Genomic DNA, 21,052 nt, shown 5'->3' with positions numbered 1-21,052 from the left:
GCGGCGTGCGTGTGCCCGGCCCTGGGTAGGGGGAGGAGAACCCGGCCGAGCGCGCCGGGGGAGGGGTTGGTCGGTCATGACGCTGGAGCCCGCCGAAGGCGTGGTGCAGGCCGTCGTCCTGTACGACGGACGGCTGCTGCTGGCGGAGCGGGGCGAGGGTTGGAGACTGCCGTCCGGCGCTCCCGAACAGGCCGAGCCGGCCGAGGCCACCGCGGCGCGCGTCGTCTACGAACTCACCGGCTACCTCGTCGACGGCACCGAGAGCCTGACCCCGCAGGACGGGGCCACGGCGGTCGTGTGCCAGTTGCTGAGCGAGTCCCCGTCCGACGGCGCCCGTCTCGCGCCGGACCGACTGCGCTGGGCCTCGCTCGCCGAGACCGTCGACGCCGACCTCCCGGCGGTCGTACGGACGTACTTGGAAGGGCACACACCGGTGTGAGGCGTGCAGGTCAGCGCTCCGCCGCCGGGTCCGGTGCCTGCGCGAGGAAGCGCTGCCGGTCCACGACCGCCCGGTCGATCTCGCCCGTCGCGACCAGCAGGCCCGCGCCGTCGACGGCCCGCACCAGGAAGGTCAGCCGCCGGTCCGTCGTGGAGGGCAGCGGCCGGGCGCTCACCTCCACCCGGCCGCCCACCCGGGTGGCCCGCACATGCCGAACCCGCACCTCGGTGCCGACAGTGGTCTGACCGGTCGTAGTGAGGGGCGCGGCGGCCCGCACGGTGGCCGCCTCCAGCCAGGCGATCAGCCGGGGCGTGGCCAGCACGGGCACGTCACCACTGCCCACCACGGCCGCGGTGTCGGCCTCGGTCACCTCGTGACGCATGCCCCCACGCTAGTGCCGCCGAGCGCGGGCCGCCGTACGGCACGGAGCTGTCGTACGACGCGGATCCGCCGGTCGGCACCGGGACGTCAGCGGTTCAGCGGCCGGGCAGTTCCAGCACGTCCACGGTGGTGCCGGCCGCGACACCGCCCGGTGGGACCACCGCGAGGGCGTCCGCCAGGGCGAGGCCGCGGAGCATCGCCGGGCCGTCGAAGGGCAGCGGTGTCGCCTCCTGGCCGGACGTGAACACCGGCAGCAGCCGCGTGTCGCGCGGATGGCCCGGCAGGGCGGCGGTCGTCGTCAGCCGGACCGGACCGGCCTCGCGATGGCCGCCGAGCCGGCGCAGCAGCGGTTCGGCGAGCGTGACCAGGCCGGCCACCGCGGCCAGCGGGTTGCCGGGCAGCCCGACCAGCCGGCGCGCCCGGCCGTCCGTGGTCGCGGGCAGCTCGGCGAGCAGCATCGGATGGCCCGGTCGCACCGCCACGGAGTCGACCAGCAGCCGGGCGCCCACCGACCGCAGCGTGTCGTGCAGGAAGTCCACGGGGCCCGCCGCGGTGCTCCCGGTGGTGACGACGACGTCGGCGGGTGAGCTGCGCACGGCCTCACGGAGCGGGCCGGGGTCGTCCGCGACCCGGCGATGGCCGATCAGCTCGGCGCCGCGGCCCCGCAGCCAGGGCGGCAGCAGCGGGCCGAGCGCGTCCCGGACCCGCCCGCCGCGCGGCACACCCTGGTCGAGCAACTCGTCGCCGAGGACGAGGAGTTCCACGCTCGGGCGGCGATGCACGGTCAGCCGGTCGTACCCGGCCGCCGCCGCGAGGCCCAGCACGCGTTCGGTCACGGTGGTGCCGGCCGGCAGCAGCGGCTCACCGGAGCGGCACTCCTGGCCGCGCGCCCGGATGTCCTGCCCCTCGCACACCGGCCCGGGGGAGCGGTCGTACAGCAGGTCATGCGCGGGGTCCGCCTCGCCGTGCTCGCGGCGCAGCACGGCGGTGGCGCCGGGCGGCACCGGGGCGCCGGTCGCGATGGGGACGGCCGTGTCCCGGCCGAGCGGACCGGGCTCCGCGCCGGCGAGGACTCCGGCGCCGCGCAGCCGCCACGGGCCCGGTCCGGCCACGGCCCAGCCGTCCATGGCGGCGGTGTCGAACGACGGCAGATCGGTGAGTGCGAGGAGCGGGTCGGCGAGCGCGTGGCCGAGGGCGTCGGCGAGGGAGCGCGGGCCTGCGGGCAGCGACCGCCCGGCACAGGACCGGGCGATCGAGCGGGCCCGCTCCCAGTCCCGGCCGGCCCGCAGCGCGTCCGAGGCTGCGTGCGGTGCGGTGGCGCGCGATGCCGCTCCGTGCGGTGCCGTGCCGTCGGCCGTGTCCGTCCCGGATGCCCTCATGCCGGTCATCGTTGATCAGGCATCCGGCGAAGTCAAAGAGGGGCCGTTTGTCGGCCGATAGATGCCGCCTATGTCATAACCGCCGCTTATCGGCTCATCGAGAACACCTCTTTGACTTCTCCGCGTGACGAGGCGGATGCTGCCGGATCATGAGCGGCATCGAGGACCCCGTAGACGACCTGTCGGTCACCCCGCCCAAGCGCTGGGCCACCGGCGTCCCGGCGGTGGCGCACGCGCTGACGTACTCCCTGGAACAGACCTCCGTACGCCGCACCGCGCTGACCCTGCTGAACATCAACCAGGCCAAGGGAACCGACTGCCCGGGCTGCGCCTGGCCCGAGCCCGCGGCGGGCAAGCGGCACCTCAACGAGTACTGCGAGAACGGCGCCAAGCACATCAACGACGAGGCCACCACGCGCCGCGTCACCGCCGACTTCTTCCGCGAGCACTCGATCGCCGAACTGGGCGCCAGGTCCGACTACTGGCTCAACCAGCAGGGCCGGCTCACCGAGCCCATGATCAGACGGTCCGGTGCCGAGCACTACGAACCCGTCGGCTGGGACGAGGCGTTGGAGGTGCTCGCAGCGGAACTGCGCCGGCTGGACTCCCCGGACGAGGCCCTCTTCTACACCTCGGGCCGGGTGGGCAACGAGGCGGCCTTCCTGCTCCAGCTGTTCGCCCGCGCCTACGGCACCAACAACCTGCCGGACTGCTCCAACATGTGCCACGAGTCGAGCGGATCCGCGCTGATGGAGACGCTCGGCATCGGCAAGGGCAGCGTCTCGCTGGACGACATCCACACCGCCGACCTGGTGTTCGTCGTCGGACAGAACCCGGGCACCAACCATCCGCGCATGCTGTCCGCGCTGGAGGAGACCAAGCGCAATGGCGGCAAGGTCATCGCGGTCAACCCGCTGCCCGAGGCGGGACTGCTCCGCTTCAAGCACCCCCAGAAGGCCCGCGGGGTCGTCGGCCGGGGCACCGCGATCGCCGACCAGTTCCTCCAGATCCGCCCCGGCGGCGACCTCGCCCTGTTCCAGGCGCTGGGCCGGCTGCTGCTGGAGGCCGAGGACGAGCGCCCGGGAACCGTCCTCGACCACGCCTTCATCAGCGCCCACACCACCGGCTTCAGCGACTTCGCCGACCACGCCCGGAAGATCGCGTGGGAGGACGTCCTCGCCGCGACAGGGCTGAGCCGCGAGGAGATCGAGGCCGTCCACGAACAGGTGCTGCGCAGCGGAAAGATCATCGTCTGCTGGGCGATGGGACTCACCCAGCACAAGCACGGCGTCCCGACCATCCGCGAGGTCGTCAACTTCCTTCTGCTGCGCGGCAATGTCGGACGGCCGGGCGCGGGTGTGTGCCCCGTGCGCGGGCACAGCAACGTCCAGGGCGACCGCACCATGGGCATCTGGGAGCGGATGCCCCAGCCGTTCCTCGACGCCCTGGAGCGCGAGTTCGGCTTCACCCCGCCCACCAAGCACGGACTGGACTCGGTCGACAGCATCCGGGCCATGCGCGACGGCACCGCCAAGGTGTTCCTCGGCGTCGCCGGCAACTTCGTCCGGGCCACCCCGGACAGCGACGTCACCGAGGAGGCGATGCGCGGCTGCCGGCTCACCGCGCACATCTCCACCAAGCCCAACCGCTCCCACGCGGTCTGCGGCGACATCGCCCTCATCCTGCCCACCCTCGGCCGCAGCGACCGGGACGTCCAGGCGGCGGGCGAGCAGTTCGTCACCGTCGAGGACTCCATGAGCGAGGTGCACGCCTCCCGCGGCAAGCTGCCCCCGGCCTCCCCGCACCTGCTCAGCGAGGTCGCGATCATCAGCCGGCTGGCCCGCAGGACCCTCGGCGACACCCCGGCCATCCCCTGGGAAGACTTCGAGGCGGACTACGGCACCGTCCGCGACCGCATCTCCCGCGTCGTCCCCGGCTTCCAGGACTTCAACGCCCGCGTGGCCGAGCCCGGCGGCTTCCGGCTGCCCAACCCGGTCAACGAGCGCGTCTTCCGCACCCCGAGCGGCAAGGCCGTCTTCACCCGCAACGACTTCACGATGCCCGACATCCCCGAGGGGCACCTGCTGCTCCAGACGCTGCGCTCGCACGACCAGTGGAACACCGTCCCGTACGCGATGAACGACCGCTACCGGGGCATCCACAACGCCCGCCGCGTCGTCCTCGTCAACCCCGACGACCTCCAGGACCTCGGGTTCGCCGACCGTGACCTGGTGGACCTGGTCGCGGTCTGGCACGACGGACGCGAGCGCCGGGCGCCGGACTTCCGGGTCGTCGCCTACCCCACCAGCCGTGGCTCGGCCGCCGCCTACTACCCCGAGACCAACGTCCTGGTGCCGCTGGACAGCGTCGCGGACATCAGCAACACGCCCACGTCCAAAGGGGTGTTGGTCCGTCTGGAGCCCGCGCGCGGAGCGGCGTCATGGGACGGGTGACCGTACGGCGGCGGGTGCTGCGCATCCGGGACGGCGTGCCCGCGCACCGGCCCGACACCCTGGCCGCCGAAGAACCGATGGAGATCCGGGTAGGCGGCCGGCCGCTCACGGTGACCATGCGCACCCCGGGCGACGACTTCGACCTCGCGGCCGGATTCCTGGCCGGTGAGGGTGTGGTCCACGCCGCCGACGACGTGACCGGGATCCGCTACTGCGCGGGCGCCACGGCGGACGGCGGCAACACCTACAACGTGGTCGACATCGCCCTCGCCCCCGGGGTGGCGCTGCCCGCCGCGTCGCTGGAGCGGAACTTCTACACCACCTCCTCGTGCGGGCTGTGCGGCAAGGCGAGCCTGGACGCGGTGCGCATGGTGCGCCGCTGGTCCGTGGCCGAGGACCCGCTGAGCGTGGGTCCGGAGCTGCTCGCTGCGCTGCCCGAGCGGCTGCGGGCGGCCCAGCGGGTGTTCGACAGCACCGGCGGACTGCACGCGGCGGGCCTGTTCACGGCCGACGGCGAGCTGCTGTGCCTGCGCGAGGACGTGGGCCGGCACAACGCCGTGGACAAGGTCGTCGGACACGCCCTGCGCTCCGGTCTGCTGCCGCTGCGGGAAACCCTGCTCATGGTCAGCGGGCGCGCCTCCTTCGAGCTGGTGCAGAAGGCCGTACTGGCCGGGATCCCGCTGCTCGCCGCCGTCTCCGCGCCGTCCTCGCTGGCCGTGGACCTGGCCGCCGAGAGCGGGCTGACCCTGGTCGGGTTCCTGCGCGGCACCTCGATGAACGTCTACACCGGCGCCGAGCGCCTCGCGTCCGAGCCGGTCGGCTGACCCCCACGGAGCGATCAGCGGCCCGGATCCCCGGGGACGCGCTCCAGGGCCGTGGCCACGTCGGTCGTGCGGGCGATGTCCGTCAGGGACCGGGCCATGACCGACCCCGGCTCCCGGGCGGCGACCACCAGCCCCACGGGCACCGAGGCGGCCGGCTCGACCAGCGGCACCGCCCGCATGCCGGGCGGCACACCGAACACGTGCAGCCAAGCCTGCGCCACGATGCTCGCCCACCGCCCCGTCCTGACATGCGCGAACAGAGCCGCCACGGAATCGGTCTCCAGCCGGGGCGAGGCCTGCGTCCCGGCCCGCGCGAACAACTCGTCCAGCACCCGGCGCCCCTGCATGCCCTGGTTCAGCAGACACAGCGGCAACCGCGCCGCCTGCGCCCACGTGGCCGTCGTACGCCGGGCCAGGTCGTCGTCGGCCGAGAGCAGCAGCACGTGGCGCTCCCGGTACAGCGGCACCGTGTGGAAGAACTGCTCCGACACGTCCTCGCGCAGATAGGTGACGGCCGCGTCGAGCTCGAAGTTCTGCAACTGCCGCAGGATGTCCACCGACTGCATGTCCGCGCTGACCTGCACCGTGACCAGCGGGTGCGCCGCGCAGAACGGGCCGGTCAGATGGGCGACGGCGGCGGACGCGGTCGGCACCGAACCGATCCGTATCCGGCCGGTCAGGCCACCGCGCAGCGCGTCGACCTCGTCCTTGAGGGCGTCGCGGTCGGCCAGGATCCGCTGCGCCCATACGACGATGCGCTCGCCCTCAGGAGTGAGGCCCTCGTACTTGCGGCCGCGCCGCACCAGCGGCACGTCGAGCTCCTCCTCCAGCTTGCGCAGTGCCTCCGACAGGGCCGGCTGGGACACGTAGCAGGCCTGGGCGGCGCGGGCGAAATGCCGCTCGCGGGAGAGCGCGACGAGGTATTCGAGCTGACGAAAGAGCACGGGACGGGTGTACCCGACGGCTGACCGGAACGCCAATCCCGTCCGGCTGCCGAACTGCCGAGCCGGGCGGGCGGCGCCATGCTGGTGCGAAGGAGCCGGCCGCGATACCACGGTGCACGAGGGGTGCGGTGAGCGGTTCGTCGCGCAGGATCCGCCGAGGAGGCAGACGTCCGTGGTCGAGTCGCAGCCCGTCATCGTCACGCCGGCCAGGGCCGCCGTCCTCCTCGTCGTCACCCTCGTGCCCGGCGGCGAGGGCACCGTCCGTGACCTGCTGGAGGACGTGTCGGGCCTGCGTCGCTCGGTGGCGTTCCGCGCGCCCGCCGAGCGGCTCAGCTGTGTCGTCGGCATCGGCTCGCACGCCTGGGACCGGCTCTTCGACGGGCCCCGGCCACGCGAGCTGCACCCCTTCGTGGACCTGGTCGGGCCGCGCCACCGGGCCCTCGGCACCCCCGGTGACCTCCTCTTCCACGTCCGCTCCCAGCGGATGGACCTGTGCTTCGAACTGGCCCGGCTGCTCGGGGAGCGCCTTCAGGGTGCGGCCACCGTGGTGGACGAGGTGCACGGCTTCAGGTTCTTCGACGAACGTGATCTGCTCGGCTTCGTCGACGGCAGCGAGAACCCCGAGGGGACGGTCGCGGACGGCGCCGTGTTCATCGGCGACGAGGACCCGGAATTCACCGGTGGCAGCTATGTGATCGTGCAGAAGTACCTGCACGACATGACGGCCTGGAACGCCCTGTCGGCCGAGGAGCAGGACCTGGTGATCGGGCGCACCAAGCTGGCGAACGTGGAACTCCCCGACGACGTGAAGCCCGCCGACTCCCATGTCGCCCTCAACACCATCACCGACGAGAACGGCGACGAACGCAAGATCGTGCGCGAGAACATGCCCTTCGGCACCATCGGGACCGGCGAGTTCGGCACCTATTTCATCGGCTATTCCCGCACCCCGGACGTGACCGAGGAAATGCTGCGGAACATGTTCCTCGGCCGCGAGCCGGGACAGCACGACCGGATCCTCGACTTCTCCGTGCCGGTCACGGGCTGCCTCTTCCATGTGCCGAGCATCGGCTTCCTCGACGACCTCCCGGCCGCTCCGGGCGGTGCGGCGACGGCAGGACCCTGACGTCCGCGGCCGACCCGCTCCGTGTCGGCCGCTCCGTTTGCGGTGCCGTGTGCGGAGGGGTTCAGTGAGTACTGACCCCGGATCGCGTACGACCCCCCCGCGGATCACTGTTTCGCCGCGCTCAGGAGATGTCATGTCGATGTCGTTCGGTGCTCCTTTCGGTTCGTCGGATCCGTTCAGCGAGTTGTTCAACCGGTTCTTCGGGATGTCGCCGGCGTCATCACCGCCCGCGGTGCAGCGCGTGCCCATCGGACGGCTGCTGACGGAGGCCTCCCAGGAACTGCTCAACCTGGCCGCGGGGCGGGCCGTCGAGGACGGCACCACCGACCTCGACACCGAACACCTGCTCTGGGCCGCCACGAAGGTCGACTCGTCCCGGCGGCTGCTGTCCCAGCTGGGCGTCGATCCCGACACGCTCGCGGCCGAGATCGCCAAGATCCTGCCGCGCGAGTCCGGTGAGCCGTCCGCGCAGCCGGGACTCACCCCCGCGGCCAAGCGCACCCTCGGTGCCGCCTACGCCCAGTCACAGGCGGCCGGTGTGTCGTACATCGGTCCGGAGCACATCCTCAGCGCCCTGCTGGGGGACAGTGACAGCGGTGCCGCCAAGCTGCTGCGCGCCGAGGGCATGGACACGGAGAAGCTGTCGGGCATCGCCGAGCAGGCCGCCCGGGCCGACTCACTGCCCGCCGAGCGCAAGCAGCCGGCCACGACGCTGGACGAGTACGGCCGGGACCTCACCGAAGAGGCCAGGGCGGGCAGGCTCGATCCGGTGGTGGGACGCGCCGAGGAGATCGAGCAGACCGTGGAGATCCTCTCCCGGCGCTCCAAGAACAACCCCGTCCTCATCGGCGAACCCGGCGTCGGCAAGACCGCCATCGTGGAGGGGCTGGCGCAGCGCATCGTGGCGGGCGAGGTCCCGGACACCCTGAAGGACAAGAGGGTCGTCTCCCTCGACCTGTCGGGCATGGTCGCGGGAGCGCAGTACCGGGGACAGTTCGAGGAGCGGCTGAAGAAGGTCATCGAGGACGTACAGGCCGCCAAGGGCCAGATCATCCTGTTCATCGACGAACTCCACACGGTCGTCGGCGCCGGCGCCACCGGCGAGGGATCCATGGACGCGGGCAACATGCTCAAGCCCGCACTCGCGCGCGGCGAACTGCGCGTGGTGGGCGCCACGACCATCGACGAGTACCGCAAGTACGTCGAGAAGGACGCGGCGTTGGAGCGCCGGTTCCAGCCCGTGCTGGTGCCCGAGCCCAGTGTCGAGGAGACCGTGCAGATCCTCGAAGGGCTGCGCGATTCCTACGAGGCCCACCACCAGGTCCGCTTCGACGACGCGGCGCTGGCGGCCGCCGCCGAGATGTCCGACCGCTACATCACCGACCGCTTCCTGCCCGACAAGGCCATCGACGTCATGGACCAGGCCGGCGCCCGGGTACGGCTGCGCAGCGTGGGCCGCTCGACCGAGGTGGTCAGTCGCGAGGACCGTATCGCCAGGCTGCGCCGGGAGCTCGAACAGGCCGTCGCCGCCGAGGACTTCGAGAAGGCCTCCGAGCTGAAGCGGGAGATCTCCGGGGTGGAGGGCGAACTCGCCGGGATCGAGGAGCGCCGCGAGGGCGTCGTGTCCGTCACGGCCGCCGACATCGCCGACGTCGTCTCCCGCCGCACCGGCATTCCGGTCGCCCAGCTCACCGCCAGCGAGAAGGAGAAACTCCTCAGGCTGGAGGAGGAGATGCACGCCCGGATCGTCGGCCAGGACGAGGCGGTCACCGCCGTCTCGCAGGCCGTGCGCCGCAACCGCGCGGGCATGGGCGACCCGAACCGGCCCGTGGGCTCCTTCCTCTTCCTCGGCCCCACCGGCGTCGGCAAGACCGAACTCGCCAAGACCCTCGCGGCGTTGCTGTTCGGCGAAGAGGACCGCATGATCCGCTTCGACATGAGCGAGTTCCAGGAGAAGCACACCGTCGCCCGGCTGGTCGGCGCCCCGCCCGGATACGTCGGCTACGAGGAAGCGGGCCAGCTGACCGAGAAGGTGCGCCGCCAGCCGTACAGCGTCGTGCTGTTCGACGAGGTGGAAAAGGCACACCCCGACGTGTTCAACACCCTGCTGCAGATCCTCGACGACGGCCGGCTCACCGACGGCCAGGGCCGTACCGTCGACTTCCGGCACTGCGTCGTCATCATGACGTCCAACATCGGCGCGCACCGCATCCTCGACCACAAGGGTGATGTGTCCGACCTGAAGGACGACTTGATGGACGACCTGCGGACCAGGTTCCTGCCGGAGTTCCTCAACCGCATCGACGACATCATCATCTTCCACGGCCTGACCGAGGACGACCTGAGCCGGATCGTGGACCATCTGCTGGACCAGAGCAAGCGCCGGGTGCACGCGCAGGGCATCGAACTGGAGGTCACGGAGGCCGCGAAGAAGCTCCTCATCGCGCACGGCCACCAGCCGGAGTTCGGCGCCCGCCCGCTGCGTCGCACCATCCAGGCGGAACTCGACAACCGCATCGCCACCCTGCTGCTGAGCGGCGAGGCCGAGCCCGGGAACACGATCGTCGCCGACGTGGTGGACGACTCGCTGCACTGCTCGGTGCGGAAGAACGGCGACTCCGGCGAGCGGGCCGGGACCGCCGGGGCAGCCGGGCCCGCCGGGCCCGCCGAGGCCGGCTCCGCGGCGACGGAGAAGTGACGGAGGAGAACTCATGGCGCACCATCACCACAAGTCCAACAAGCGGGTCGAGGGCGAGCCGGACACCGGTCACGGCCGGGGCCTGCCCCGCCGGCCGGACGAGCCTGAACTCGCCGAGCGCACCAGGGAGGACCGGCGGGAAGCGGGTCTGCGCGGCGGGCGCCGGGAGGACCCCGGGGCGGCGTACGAGCAGGCACACGCCGAGGTCGACCGCGAGGTGCGCGAGGGCCGCATGAAGTCCGGCGAGAGCCGGCGCAAGGACCGCAGGGAATAGCTCCCTGAACATGTCCGAAACATTCGGACGAAGGATGTTTCTCGTATCGACAGGAGGTTGCCATGTCCTCGAAGCGACGCAGGAAGAAGAAGGCACGGCGCAACCACGCCGCCAACCACGGCAAGCGGCCCCAGTCCTGAGGGAGAGTCGTGAGCACCTCCCGTCACTCCAGTGACGATCAGCCGCGGCGGCCGGCGCAGGGGGCGGAAGAGCGGGAGCTCCACGTGGGCCCCGCTCCCGGCGGGGAACCGTCCTTCCGCCCCTACCGCCACCCCGCCGCCGGCTGGGGTGCCGCGAGGAGCGTCAGCGGATTCCTGCTGCGCGAGGGCGCGCTGGTGGACGGACCGCGTGCGATCGTGAAGATGAACCACGAGAACGGCGGCTTCGACTGCCCCGGGTGCGCCTGGCCGGACGACACCAAGGGCCTGCGCCTGGACATCTGCGAGAACGGGATCAAGCACGTCACCTGGGAGATGACCCGCAAGCGGGTCGACCGCGCGTTCTTCGCGCGGCACTCGGTGAGTGACCTGTCCGAGTGGAGCGACTTCGCGCTGGAGGACCAGGGTCGGCTGACCGAGCCCATGGTCTACGATCCCGACTCCGACCACTACGTCCCGATCAGCTGGCGCGACGCCTTCGAACTGGTGGGGCGGACCCTGCGCGAGCTGGACGACCCGAACCAGGCCGCCTTCTACACCTCCGGCCGGCTCGGCAACGAGGCCACGTTCCTGTACCAGTTGATGGCCCGGGAGCTGGGCACGAACAATCTGCCCGACTGCTCCAACATGTGCCACGAGGCCAGCGGACGCGCCCTGGAGGCCTCGCTCGGCACCGGCAAGGGCACGGTCGACCTGAAGGACTGGGAGACTACGGACGCCCTGTTCATCATGGGCGTGAACGCCGCCTCCAACGCGCCCCGGATGCTCACCGCCCTCGCCGAGGCCTATCGCCGCGGCGCCCGGATCGTGCACGTCAACCCGCTGATCGAGGCGGCCGCACGGCGCACGATCATCCCGCACGACATCACCGGCATGGCCACCTTCCACTCCACCCGCACCAGCAACCTGAACCTCCAGGTGCGTGTCGGCGGCGACATGGCCCTGCTGCGCGGCATGGCGAAGGCCTTGCTGGAGCAGGCCGGCAGCGATCCCAAGGCACTCGACCAGGAGTTCATCGACCGCCACACCGCCGGCTTCGACGACTACCGGAAACAGTGCCAGGCCACGCCCTGGGCGGAGATCGAGCGCCAGTCGGGCCTCGACCGCGCCGACATCCTCAGGGCGGCCCGCGTCTACCGTGACGCCGATCGCAGCATCGTCAGCTGGTGCCTGGGCGTGAGCCAGCACGAACACGGCGTCGACACGGTCCGCGAGATCGTCAACCTCCTTCTGCTGCGCGGCAATCTGGGCCGCGAGGGCGCCGGACCGTCGCCGGTGCGCGGGCACAGCAACGTCCAGGGCAACCGCACCTGCGGCATCGACCACCGCCCGACCGCCGAGTTCCTCGACCGGCTCGCCCAGGTGTGCGGGTTCGACCCGCCCCGCGCCCACGGCCTGGACACCGTCGGCACCATCGCGGCCATGCGGCGGGGCGACGTCAGAGTGTTCGTCGGCATGGGCGGCAACTTCGCGCTCGCCGCGCCCGACACCCCGCTCACCCACGAGGCGCTGCGCTCCTGTGACCTCACCGTCCAGGTCAGCACGAAACTGAACCGCAGCCACCTCGTCCACGGCCGCCGGGCGCTCATCCTGCCGTGCCTCGGCCGCACCGAGAAGGACCAGCAGCGCACCGGCCCGCAGAGCACCTCGGTCGAGGACTCGATGAGCATGGTGCACCTGTCCGTCGGCATGAAGCGTCCCGCCTCCCGGCACCTGCTCTCCGAGCCCGCCATCATCGCCGGCCTGGCCCGCGCCGCCCTGCCGGACAGCCCGACGCCCTGGCAGTGGTACGTCGAGGACTACGACCGGATCCGCGACACCATGGCCCAAGTCCTCGACGGATTCGAGGACTTCAACCGACGGGTGCGACTGCCGCTGGGCTTCCGCATCAAGCAGCCCGCCCGTGAGCTGGTCTTCCGCACACCATCCGGAAAGGCGGAGTTCTCCGCCGCCCCGCTGCCCGACGTCGTCCCCGCCCCGGGCACCCTGGCCCTCGGCACCATGCGCTCCCACGACCAGTGGAACACGACCGTCTACTCCGACAACGACCGCTACCGCGGCATCAGGAACCTGCGCACCCTCGTCTTCATGAACGACGACGACATGCGCGAACGAGGCATCGGCGAGTGCGACCCCGTGGACATCGTCAGCACGGCCAAGGACGGCACCACCCGCACCCTCGACGGCTTCCTCGCGATCCCGTACGACATGCCCCGCGGCTGCGCGGCCGGGTACATGCCGGAGATGAACGTGCTCGTCGCCCTGTGCGACCACAGCGAGCAGAGCGACCAGCCCCTCATGAAACACCTGCGGGTTACGATCACCCCGGCCACGTGATTCCCGACCGGCATCCGACCGATATCCGACCGATTTCACGACCGATTTCCGACACGGGACACCTCGGGGGTGCGGCATGACGTCCGCGGTCGTCGTCGGCGCCGGGCCCAACGGGCTCGCCGCCGCGGCCTTTCTCGCCAGGGCGGGGCTCGCCGTGACCGTCCTGGAAGCCGCCGACGAGATCGGCGGGGGCACCCGCAGCTCCGAGGCACTTGTGCCCGGCCTCCTCCACGACCACTGCTCGGCCGTCCACCCCACCGCCGCCGGCTCCCCGGCGCTGCGCGCGCTCGGCCTCGAACAGCACGGGCTGCGCTGGCGGACGGCGGACGTCGACTGCGTCCACCCGCTGGACGACGGCAGCGGCGGGGCCCTGCTGCGCTCCGTGCCGGACACCGCCCGTCTCCTCGGACCCGACGGCGACCGCTACCGCGCCCTGTTCGCCACCCCGGTGCGGCACTGGAACGTTCTGGCGCATGACGTCCTGGGCCCGCTGCCGCACCTGCCCGCGCACCCGCTGCTGCTCGCCCGCTTCGGCATCCCGACCACCCTGCCCGCCACCGCCCTCGCCCGCCTCTTCCGCACCCCGCAGGCGCGGGCCCTGTGGGCGGGAGTCGCGGCACACGCCCTGCGCCCGCTGTCCCGCCCGTTCACCTCGGCCATCGCGCTCGGCATCCTCACCGCGGGCCACGACGCGGGCTGGGCCGTGGCCGAGGGCGGCTCACAGTCCATCGCGTACAGCATGGAACGTGTGCTGCGCCGGTACGGCGGTACCGTCCACACCGGCGTCCGTGTCACCGACCACCGTCAACTCCCGCCTGCCGACGTCACCCTCCTCGACCTCGACCCGAGCCAGGCCGCAGCCCTCTACGGCGACCGGCTGCCGCCCCGGACGCGCGCCGCGTACGGCCGCTTCCTTCGCGCGCCCGCCGTCTTCAAGCTCGATCTGGCCGTCGAGGGCGGCGTGCCCTGGACGAACGAGCATGCGCGCCGGGCCACCACCGTGCACCTCGGCGGCCCGCTCGCCGAGGTGGCGCGGACGCTCCAGGACGTCGTGGCCGGACGCATGCCCGAGCGGCCCTTCGTCCTGGTCGCCCAGCAGTACCTGGCCGACCCCACCCGGTCGGTCGGTGACGTGCATCCCGTGTACACCTACGCCCATGTCCCGTACGACTACGACGGCGACGCCACCGACGCGATCCTGAGGCAGCTGGAGCGGTTCGCCCCCGGTGTCCGTGACCGCGTCGTGGCCCGACAGGCCGTCCGGCCCGCCCGGTTCGCTGCCGCCAACCCCAACTTCACCGGCGGCGACATCATCACCGGAGCCAAGACGACCTCTCAGCTCCTCCTCGGCCCCCGCCCGGCCCTCGACCCGTACGCCACCGGCCTGCCCGGGGTGTTCCTCTGCTCGGCCGCCACCCCGCCGGGCCCCGGCGCCCATGGCATGTGCGGCGCCGGAGCCGCCGCGGCGGCACTGCGCCACCTGGGAGTGCGGACCTCAGGGCTGTTCGACGGCGGCTGACGCCGAAGAGCACCCTCCCGGACCGGCGATGCCAGCGGCCCCGCAGCAGGTACGGGCACTCCACGGCTCGGGCAGCCTCCCGCGCATGCCGAAGCGGTGCTCCGTCCCGGACCGGCTGCCCGGGACGGAGACGGGCGGGCGCGCATGGCATGGGGCTCCTAGGGCCACGGAGGTGAGAGACATGTCGGCGTAGCGCTCGCCCGCCACCTGGCCCGCGATCGGCTCCAGCAGCGCCAGTTCGTCGGCGCCGCGCGTGATCCGGGTGGCACCGGCGTGCTCCAGCAGACGGCTGCGCCTGCGGGTGCCGGGGATCGGCACCGCGGTGAGACCGTGCACCTGCGCCCGCTGCTGCACCCAGGCCAGGACGATCTGCGCGACCGTCGCCCCCGCGGCCGCGATCGTGTGCAGCGGCGCGAGCAGCGCGGGCGTTCGCCTTCGCGTCGTCGACGTTGAACCGGGGCATCAGCTGCCGGACGTCCCCGCCGGACAACTCCTTGCCCGCGTCCGAGAAGGACCCGGTGAGAAAGCCCCACTCGACCTGCCGCATCAGCCCGATCTGCTCGTACCAGCGCAGCGTGTGCGCACGAAGCCCGGTGAACGCGGCGACCTCACTGATCGTGTACAGCCCCTGGCCGTCGGGCCGGGGCCGCACCGAGGCGATCGCGGAACAGGCGCCCACGGCCGGGGACTTCACGGGGCTGCTGTCGACCACCGTCATGACGAACACGCCAGATCCTTCAAGTGCGCTTCAGGCAAGTGCGTCCCACGACCGCCGTCGCCTCCGCGCGGTGCTCACCGGGTGTAGCGGTGCTCACCGGGTGTAGGGGGAGAGCACGTCACCAGACGCACGGAAGCGCCACCACGATCACGGTCGGGCCGCCGGGCGGGCTGGACACGGTCGGTTCGCCGTCGAGGGCGGTCACCCGGCGGCGGACGCCGAGCAGTCCCGTCCCGCTCTGCTCGTCGGCGCCGCCGTGACCGTCGTCGCCGATCACCGCCCGCACCCCGGCGCGCAGTCGCTCCAGCCGTACGTCCGCCCGCCGGCCGCCCCCGTGCCTGACCGCGCTGGTCAGCGCCTCGGCCACGCGAAGTACGCGGCGGCCTCGCTCGCCGCCGGGGGCCGCGGTCCTTCCGGTCACGTCGTTCCTGCCCGCATGGCCGGTGCTGTGGTTCCTCTTCCTTTTCAACGGTGCCGTCGCCGCATTCTGCGCGGTAGCGGTGGACGGCGCACAGGGAGTCATGGCCGCGGTGGGCATGGGCCTCGTCTCGCTGGGGGCGGGGTTCGGCCTGCTCACCTGCAGGCGCGGCAAGGCACAGCCCGAGCGCGCCTGAGACGTCGGCCGGTGGCTGCGGCATCCGTGCCCGGCGCGCCCCACCCGCTCATGCCGCGTAGCCGCCGTCCACCGACAGCTCCGTGCCCGTCATGTACATCGCCTCCGGTCGCGCGAGGTAGGCGATCGCGGACGCCACCTCTTCGGCCGTGCCGTAGCGGCCGAGTGCGGTCATGGCCGCCTGGCCGGACGCGGAGGGACCGTCGGCGGGGTTCATGTCGGTGTCGATCGGACCCGGGTGGACGATGTGTGCGGTGATCCCGCGCCCGCTCAGCTCCCGGGCCAGCGCCTTCGTCAGCCCGACGACGGCCGACTTGCTCATCGCGTACAGGGTGGCCCCGGGGCCGGGCACGCGAGCGGTGATACAACTGCCGACGGTGATGATCCGCCCGCCGGGCGCCATGAGCGCGGCAGCGGCCTGGGAGGCGAGGAACACCCCGCGGATGTTGACGGCGATGAGCCGGTCCACGTCGTCGAGCGACATGTCCTCCAGCGGCTGCATCAGCCCGAGGGCGGCGTTGTTCACCAGCACGTCCAGACCGTCGAGCGCCTCCGCCGCACGGTGTACCGCTCCCGCCGCCTCCTGCGCGTCCGCGGCATCCGCGCGCAGCGCGACCGCCCGCCGCCCGTGTGCCTCGACGGCCCGTACCACCTCCTCAGCCGCCTCTTTCCCGTGGACATAGGTCACGGCCACGTCCGCGCCCTCCCGCCCCAGTCGCCGTGCCGCCGCCGCGCCGATGCCCCGGCTGCCGCCGGTGACGAGTACCTTCTTGCCGTTCAGGGGTGCTTGTGAAGTCATGTGTCCATTGCACGGGTGCGGCGCGGGGCACGCTGGCGGTGAACGGACCTCGACCTGACGGGGGCGCGGACACACACCGTGGCGGTGGGCGACCCGCGGACTCGGAACGGTCAGAAGACATAGGGCACCAGACGCTTCGTCCTCTCGCGATAGTCCGCATACGCCGGGCCGAAGGTCGCTGTCAGCAGCCGTTCCTCCGTGCTGATGCGCCACAGGTAGGCCGCCGTCAGCAGCGCTGCCACGATCAGGGCCGCAGCCCAGCTGCCGAGGCTCAGCGAGTAGCCGATCCACACCAGCAGGCTGCCGCAATACCCGGGGTGGCGTATGAGCCGGTACGGGCCCTCCTGGACCACCCGTTGACCGTCGACCGTGCGCAGGGTCCGGGTGTAGTACTGGGACAGCGTGCGCATGCCCCAGGCCCGCAGGGCCAGCCCTCCGGCCAGGACCGCTATGCCGAACCAGCGCAGCGGTGTGGGCAGTTGGGCCGTCGCCGTGCTGTTGAACACCGTGTTGATCACACCCGTGGCCACGAAGCAGACGATCAGCAGCAGGGTCGAACCCCGGTCGCGGTCGTCGGCCTGCCACGTCCCCGCAGCAGTGAACTCCCGGCGGCGCAGCAGCACCTCGTACCCGATCCAGCACACGATGCCCAGCAGGGCGAAGTCACTAGAGAGAGTCATCCCGCACGCTCCTCACCTTTGGCGATGTCACCGTCCACGATCGCCCACCCGGCACGCCCGACGCACGCATCCACGGGTGGATCGAGGGTGGAAACGGTCTCCACCCCACGGGTGAGCGCTGCCAGGCACCAGCCAGGTGCGAGTGCGGAGAGGGGAATAGTCGTCCAGTATGAAATGTGGTCGAGGAATCATTTCTTCATGGCGGTGACCCTTAATGTGGACGGGTGAGGGAAAAGCACCGGAGAATCGAACTCCCTGAATTCGGCATCGGTCTCAACGGACACGGTGCCACTGCCGAGTTCGCCTCGCCGCAGCGGTGACGAGGCAATCGGCTCCAAACGGCCGGCGGCGGTTTCTTGGGGGAGCGGACCGCCGCCGGCACACCGCCGCACCGGCCGTCCCAGGCGGTGTGCAGGGCGGAGGGCAGGGTCCGGGGCGCCAGGCCGATGGCCGCGCCCGCTGCCTGGGTGCCGCGCAGGGCGTCGAGCATCACGAAGTCGTGGACGATGCCCTGGAACCGGAGCGCCGTGACCTGTACCCCTTCGCCGCACGTAGCTTGTTGGCGTAGGCCTCGCCCTCGTCACGCAGCACGTCCGCCTCGGCGGTGACGACCGGCGCCGGGGGCAGCCCCGACAACTCCTCGGCGGTGGCGCGCAGCGGCGAGGCGGTGATCCGGGAGCGCTCGTCCGCGTCGGCCGTGGACTGGTCCCAGAACCACCGCATGGCGTCGCGGCGCCGATAGTAACCCGTGGCGAACTGGCCGTAGGACGGCGTGTCGAAGGACGCGTCGGTGACCGGGTGGAACAGCACCTGCTGGGTCACCGGGTAGTGGGCCTCGGGCGAAAGGCCGTACTCGGGGGAGTCGACCACGGCATCCGCCCCGACGGCCGGCTCGTGCACCGACCGGCGCCCTCGGCTCCGGCGCTTACGGCCTTCCGCGGGCGGCAACGCGAACAGGTACGGCAGATCGGCCGTCACCTTCGCGAACTCCGCGGCCGCGGGTTCCAGGACCGGCCGAACCGGCGCTACGGCAACGGACATCGCATCTCCTCGCGTGCACCGGGGGCCGAGTATCCGTCGGTCGTCCCGCACGTGCCCTCGTGTCCTGCGACACCAGGGAACACCACCGCGCATCCACCTCGCGCAGGGCGATGGACCGTGGGCGTGCCGCCCGTACCTCCACAGTGCACGGATCGCCCGGCTCCGCACGCGCTGCGCTCCGGGGAGCGGGCCGGTGCGTCCTCCCGCCGGACCGTTCCCCACTCGGCTCGCGTGGCCGGGTCGTCCCTGCCGGGGCTGATGGTGCGGCCGGGCGGCAGGGTGCCCGAACTCGCCGACGACCCGAGGCCGCGCGGGCGTGGGGGTGTGAGGGCGTACGACGCCGCTGTCGCGGTCGGTGAGGTCCCCCGTTACCGCACCGAGGCGGCGAGACGACCGACCTCATCGACGACCTGCCTCCGCCGCCGATCTGGTCGTAGCCGTCGCCGCGCAGACCCGCGCAGACCGAGGACACCCTGGCTGGGGCGGGCCGAGGCCGAGCGCCCCCACGCTCGTTCCCCTGCCCACGCTGATGCCCGCGCTCATGCTGATGCCCGCGCCTGTGCTTCCTTCCGCGTCCATGTTCCGGCGCGTGTCAGCATCCTGGTTCGTGTCCACGTCCGGGTTGCGGCCGTGGGTGCGTACACGTCATGTCTCGGTCGCGGCCAGGGCTCGGGCCGGGCCTGCCGTCGTGCGGTGAGCTTGCGTGCCGATGGCGGCCATGACCGGCCCCGAGCGGTGGAGACGTGCCCTCGTCGCCCGGTCGGCACGCTCGGCACGGCAGAGGTGTGGCCATGACCTATTCGGTGGTCTCCGGCTTGACCTCGGTCTTGTCCGCCGGCGCGGACTCCGCGGCGCGGGCGGCGGTGTAGAAGACGGACGTGCCCTGCTTGCTGCGCTGGGCGCTGTTGCGGGCGACCAGGTTCTCCAGCGTGGTGCGGATGACCTTGGTCTGGATCTCCCGGTCGGGATGCGCCTTGCCGAGGGCTTCGGTGACCTCCGCCGCGGAGCGGGGCTCCGTCTGGTCCGTCAGGTGGCGCCGGACCAGCTCGACGAGCGTGGGCTGAGCGGTCTGGGGGACCGTCTGCTTCGCCGCGGAGCTCTTCGTCGGCGTCGTCTTCGGCACAGATACCTTCGCCGGCGAGGCCTTCGCGGTGGCCTTCTTCGCCGCGGGCTTCTTGGCGGCCCGCTTCGTGGACTCGGGCTCCGCGACGCTCGCCTTCTTCGGCGTCCTGTCCACGACGGGTGCGGCGGGCGTGGCAGGTGCGGAGGTGGGCGTCTTGCGCGGGGCGGGCACCACGGCACCGTCGGTGCCGGCAGGCACGCCGGCCGAGGCGGTGATACCGAGCGCCTGCTGCATGCTCACCAGAACGCCGTGATCGTGCTGAAGGGCCGTCAACTGACTCTGCAGAGCGGAGATTTCCGCGGCGATGCGGTCCTGTTCCTTGACGTTGTTATCGAGGTCGTTGGACACCTGGCTGACGTATTGCGAGGTCAACTCGGTGACGGGTGAGGTGTTCTCAGACATCTGTTCCTCCGTGTCCGACGGTGAGGTGCCGCCCCGCTCGGCCGATGACGGCAGGCGGGGAGCGTGAGTTGCGCTTGGGTGCGCACAACACATGGATGATACGGGTGGGTCAGCCTGTTTTCTGCTGAGTGAAACATATGCGTTGCACCGAGTGAACCCGATGTTCCGCGCGTCAACAAGATGTGCTGCGACGGCCGTTCATGTGTTCAGTCATTTCCCGCCCGGGAAATGCGGTGGGCAGGGTCACGGCACGGCATATCCGATTGCCGGTGCGCGCGGTGGTCCGCACTATGTCAGCCATGGGATCCTTCATCTCGTACGACGGCACCGAGCTGGCCTACCGTGTCCGCGGCGAAGGCGAGCCCGTGGTGTGCCTGCCCGGCGGCCCCCAGCAGTCGACCTACCTCGGTGACCTGGGCGGACTGCCCGAGCACCGCACGCTGATCCGGCTGGATCTGCGGGGCACCGGCCGGTCCGCGACGCCCCGGGACCTCGCTTCCTGCCGGTGCGACCGCCTCGTCGCCGACGTGGAGGCCCTGCGCACGCACCTGGGCCTGGAGCGCATGGACCTGCTCGCGCACAGCGCCGGCGCGAACATCGCCGTGCAGTACCTGGGCCGCCACCCCGGACGCATCGGTCGTCTCGCCCTCGTCACCCCGAGCGTCCGGGCACTCGGCCTGCCGATCAGCGACGGGCTGCGGCGCGAGACCGTGCGATCCCGTCGGGCCGAACCCTGGTTCCCGGCGGCCTTCGCGGCCCTGGAGGCCATCGCAGCGGGCGCGGCCACGGCCGAGAACTTCCAGGCCATTGCCCCCTTTTCGTACGGCCGCTGGGACGAGACGGCCCGGGCGCACAGGGCCGCGGAGAACGAACAGCTCGACCGGGGGATCGTGGCGGCCTTCGGCGCCGAGGGTGCCTTCGACCCGGACACCACCCGCGCGGCACTCGCCCGCTGCGCGGCATCCGTGCTGCTCCTCGCCGGGGAGGTCGACCCCGGTGCCCCGCCGCCCGTGGTGGCCGAGTTCGCCGGGCTGTTCCCGCACGCCGAACTCGTCGTACAGCCCGGAGCCGGACACTTCCCGTGGCTGGACGATCCGGACCGGTTCCGCTCGGCCGTACTGACGTTCCTGGGCGGTCGGTAGCA

General features: G+C 71.9%; 17 protein-coding genes and 4 pseudogenes. 11 read left to right on the top strand and 10 right to left on the bottom strand.

Features of this window, described 5'->3' with window-relative positions; all coding sequences use genetic code 11:
• Positions 1-76: 76 nt before the first annotated feature.
• Positions 77-439 (top strand): NUDIX hydrolase, encoded by a 363-nt coding sequence (locus ACZ4MF_RS19980; RefSeq protein ID WP_467493293.1) that lies wholly within the window; start codon positions 77-79, stop codon positions 437-439.
• Between the two features lie 10 nt (positions 440-449).
• On the opposite strand, the gene ACZ4MF_RS19975 is transcribed toward ACZ4MF_RS19980, so the two are convergent.
• A complete protein-coding gene (locus tag ACZ4MF_RS19975; RefSeq protein WP_467493292.1) occupies positions 450-821 on the bottom strand; it encodes a thioesterase family protein in 372 nt (123 codons plus the stop codon).
• 94 nt (positions 822-915) lie between these two features.
• A complete protein-coding gene (locus ACZ4MF_RS19970; protein WP_467493291.1) occupies positions 916-2,199 on the bottom strand; it encodes a molybdopterin molybdotransferase MoeA in 1,284 nt (427 codons plus the stop codon).
• A 149-nt stretch (positions 2,200-2,348) separates the two neighbouring features.
• On the opposite strand from ACZ4MF_RS19970, the gene ACZ4MF_RS19965 reads away from it, so the two are divergent.
• The gene (locus tag ACZ4MF_RS19965) at positions 2,349-4,652 is read left to right on the top strand and encodes an FdhF/YdeP family oxidoreductase (protein WP_467493290.1); all 2,304 of its coding nucleotides are present in this window, start codon (positions 2,349-2,351) and stop codon (positions 4,650-4,652) included.
• Entirely contained in the window at positions 4,640-5,476 is an 837-nt protein-coding gene (gene fdhD / locus ACZ4MF_RS19960) for a formate dehydrogenase accessory sulfurtransferase FdhD (protein ID WP_467493289.1), read from the top strand. The genes ACZ4MF_RS19965 and fdhD overlap by 13 nt, the downstream gene beginning before the upstream one ends.
• Before the next feature lie 14 nt (positions 5,477-5,490).
• Here fdhD and ACZ4MF_RS19955 read toward each other — a convergent pair whose 3' ends face one another.
• Entirely contained in the window at positions 5,491-6,420 is a 930-nt protein-coding gene (locus tag ACZ4MF_RS19955) for a LysR family transcriptional regulator (RefSeq protein ID WP_467493288.1), read from the bottom strand.
• A gap of 172 nt (positions 6,421-6,592) precedes the next feature.
• On the opposite strand from ACZ4MF_RS19955, the gene ACZ4MF_RS19950 reads away from it, so the two are divergent.
• The 6 genes from ACZ4MF_RS19950 (at position 6,593) to ACZ4MF_RS19925 (ending at position 14,532) form a co-directional block, all read left to right on the top strand.
• Positions 6,593-7,546: a Dyp-type peroxidase gene (locus ACZ4MF_RS19950; RefSeq protein ID WP_467493287.1), complete on the top strand. Its 954-nt coding sequence runs from the start codon at positions 6,593-6,595 to the stop codon at positions 7,544-7,546.
• A 133-nt stretch (positions 7,547-7,679) separates the two neighbouring features.
• Positions 7,680-10,244 carry an ATP-dependent Clp protease ATP-binding subunit gene (locus tag ACZ4MF_RS19945; protein ID WP_467493286.1) on the top strand — a complete coding sequence of 855 codons (2,565 nt, stop codon included), beginning with the start codon at positions 7,680-7,682 and terminating at the stop codon, positions 10,242-10,244.
• A gap of 13 nt (positions 10,245-10,257) precedes the next feature.
• The gene (locus ACZ4MF_RS19940) at positions 10,258-10,518 is read left to right on the top strand and encodes a hypothetical protein (protein ID WP_467493285.1); all 261 of its coding nucleotides are present in this window, start codon (positions 10,258-10,260) and stop codon (positions 10,516-10,518) included.
• 62 nt (positions 10,519-10,580) lie between these two features.
• Positions 10,581-10,658, top strand: coding sequence for a 50S ribosomal protein bL37 (locus tag ACZ4MF_RS19935; protein ID WP_466384113.1), 78 nt, complete (start codon positions 10,581-10,583; stop codon positions 10,656-10,658).
• A gap of 84 nt (positions 10,659-10,742) precedes the next feature.
• Positions 10,743-13,013 (top strand): FdhF/YdeP family oxidoreductase, encoded by a 2,271-nt coding sequence (locus ACZ4MF_RS19930; protein WP_467493341.1) that lies wholly within the window; start codon positions 10,743-10,745, stop codon positions 13,011-13,013.
• 76 nt (positions 13,014-13,089) lie between these two features.
• A complete protein-coding gene (locus ACZ4MF_RS19925; protein WP_467493284.1) occupies positions 13,090-14,532 on the top strand; it encodes a phytoene desaturase family protein in 1,443 nt (480 codons plus the stop codon).
• 162 nt (positions 14,533-14,694) lie between these two features.
• Here the strand turns inward: ACZ4MF_RS19925 and ACZ4MF_RS19920 are convergent.
• The 3 pseudogenes from ACZ4MF_RS19920 to ACZ4MF_RS19910 form a co-directional block, all read right to left on the bottom strand.
• Positions 14,695-15,061, bottom strand: a pseudogene (locus tag ACZ4MF_RS19920) (aldo/keto reductase); the annotation flags it as partial.
• A gap of 3 nt (positions 15,062-15,064) precedes the next feature.
• A pseudogene (locus ACZ4MF_RS19915) lies at positions 15,065-15,250 on the bottom strand (MerR family DNA-binding transcriptional regulator); the annotation flags it as partial.
• 118 nt (positions 15,251-15,368) lie between these two features.
• Positions 15,369-15,664: pseudogene (locus ACZ4MF_RS19910) on the bottom strand (sensor histidine kinase); the annotation flags it as partial.
• A 29-nt stretch (positions 15,665-15,693) separates the two neighbouring features.
• On the opposite strand from ACZ4MF_RS19910, the gene ACZ4MF_RS19905 reads away from it, so the two are divergent.
• Entirely contained in the window at positions 15,694-15,864 is a 171-nt protein-coding gene (locus ACZ4MF_RS19905) for a hypothetical protein (RefSeq protein WP_467493283.1), read from the top strand.
• A gap of 48 nt (positions 15,865-15,912) precedes the next feature.
• On the opposite strand, the gene ACZ4MF_RS19900 is transcribed toward ACZ4MF_RS19905, so the two are convergent.
• The 4 genes and pseudogenes from ACZ4MF_RS19900 to ACZ4MF_RS19885 all read right to left on the bottom strand — a co-directional run bounded on the left by ACZ4MF_RS19900 (position 15,913) and on the right by ACZ4MF_RS19885 (position 19,908).
• Entirely contained in the window at positions 15,913-16,662 is a 750-nt protein-coding gene (locus ACZ4MF_RS19900; RefSeq protein WP_467493282.1) for an SDR family NAD(P)-dependent oxidoreductase, read from the bottom strand.
• Positions 16,663-16,772: 110 nt separating this feature from the next.
• Positions 16,773-17,342: a methyltransferase family protein gene (locus ACZ4MF_RS19895; RefSeq protein WP_467493281.1), complete on the bottom strand. Its 570-nt coding sequence runs from the start codon at positions 17,340-17,342 to the stop codon at positions 16,773-16,775.
• Positions 17,343-17,748: 406 nt separating this feature from the next.
• Positions 17,749-18,383, bottom strand: a pseudogene (locus tag ACZ4MF_RS19890) (alpha/beta hydrolase fold domain-containing protein); the annotation flags it as partial.
• Positions 18,384-19,179: 796 nt separating this feature from the next.
• Entirely contained in the window at positions 19,180-19,908 is a 729-nt protein-coding gene (locus ACZ4MF_RS19885) for a hypothetical protein (RefSeq protein WP_467493280.1), read from the bottom strand.
• 299 nt (positions 19,909-20,207) lie between these two features.
• Between ACZ4MF_RS19885 and ACZ4MF_RS19880 the strand changes: the two genes are divergently transcribed.
• Positions 20,208-21,050 carry an alpha/beta fold hydrolase gene (locus ACZ4MF_RS19880; RefSeq protein WP_467493279.1) on the top strand — a complete coding sequence of 281 codons (843 nt, stop codon included), beginning with the start codon at positions 20,208-20,210 and terminating at the stop codon, positions 21,048-21,050.
• Positions 21,051-21,052 lie beyond the last annotated feature (2 nt).

The sequence above is a fragment of the Streptomyces sp. NPDC025793 genome, from assembly GCF_055558375.1.
The sequence above is the reverse complement of the archived record's forward strand: the minus strand, read 5'-3'. Positions and strand labels throughout refer to the sequence as shown.

What these genes read in the sequence shown, in the direction of transcription:
- ACZ4MF_RS19980 (WP_467493293.1), top strand. Translation starts at nt 77, where the DNA reads ATGACGCTGGAGCCCGCCGAAGGCGTGGTGCAGGCCGTCGTCCTGTAC.
- ACZ4MF_RS19975 (WP_467493292.1), bottom strand. Translation starts at nt 821, where the DNA reads ATGCGTCACGAGGTGACCGAGGCCGACACCGCGGCCGTGGTGGGCAGT.
- ACZ4MF_RS19970 (WP_467493291.1), bottom strand. Translation starts at nt 2,199, where the DNA reads ATGAGGGCATCCGGGACGGACACGGCCGACGGCACGGCACCGCACGGA.
- ACZ4MF_RS19965 (WP_467493290.1), top strand. Translation starts at nt 2,349, where the DNA reads ATGAGCGGCATCGAGGACCCCGTAGACGACCTGTCGGTCACCCCGCCC.
- fdhD (WP_467493289.1), top strand. Translation starts at nt 4,640, where the DNA reads ATGGGACGGGTGACCGTACGGCGGCGGGTGCTGCGCATCCGGGACGGC.
- ACZ4MF_RS19945 (WP_467493286.1), top strand. Translation starts at nt 7,680, where the DNA reads ATGTCGATGTCGTTCGGTGCTCCTTTCGGTTCGTCGGATCCGTTCAGC.
- ACZ4MF_RS19940 (WP_467493285.1), top strand. Translation starts at nt 10,258, where the DNA reads ATGGCGCACCATCACCACAAGTCCAACAAGCGGGTCGAGGGCGAGCCG.
- ACZ4MF_RS19935 (WP_466384113.1), top strand. Translation starts at nt 10,581, where the DNA reads ATGTCCTCGAAGCGACGCAGGAAGAAGAAGGCACGGCGCAACCACGCC.
- ACZ4MF_RS19925 (WP_467493284.1), top strand. Translation starts at nt 13,090, where the DNA reads ATGACGTCCGCGGTCGTCGTCGGCGCCGGGCCCAACGGGCTCGCCGCC.
- ACZ4MF_RS19900 (WP_467493282.1), bottom strand. Translation starts at nt 16,662, where the DNA reads ATGACTTCACAAGCACCCCTGAACGGCAAGAAGGTACTCGTCACCGGC.
- ACZ4MF_RS19895 (WP_467493281.1), bottom strand. Translation starts at nt 17,342, where the DNA reads ATGACTCTCTCTAGTGACTTCGCCCTGCTGGGCATCGTGTGCTGGATC.
- ACZ4MF_RS19885 (WP_467493280.1), bottom strand. Translation starts at nt 19,908, where the DNA reads ATGTCTGAGAACACCTCACCCGTCACCGAGTTGACCTCGCAATACGTC.
- ACZ4MF_RS19880 (WP_467493279.1), top strand. Translation starts at nt 20,208, where the DNA reads ATGGGATCCTTCATCTCGTACGACGGCACCGAGCTGGCCTACCGTGTC.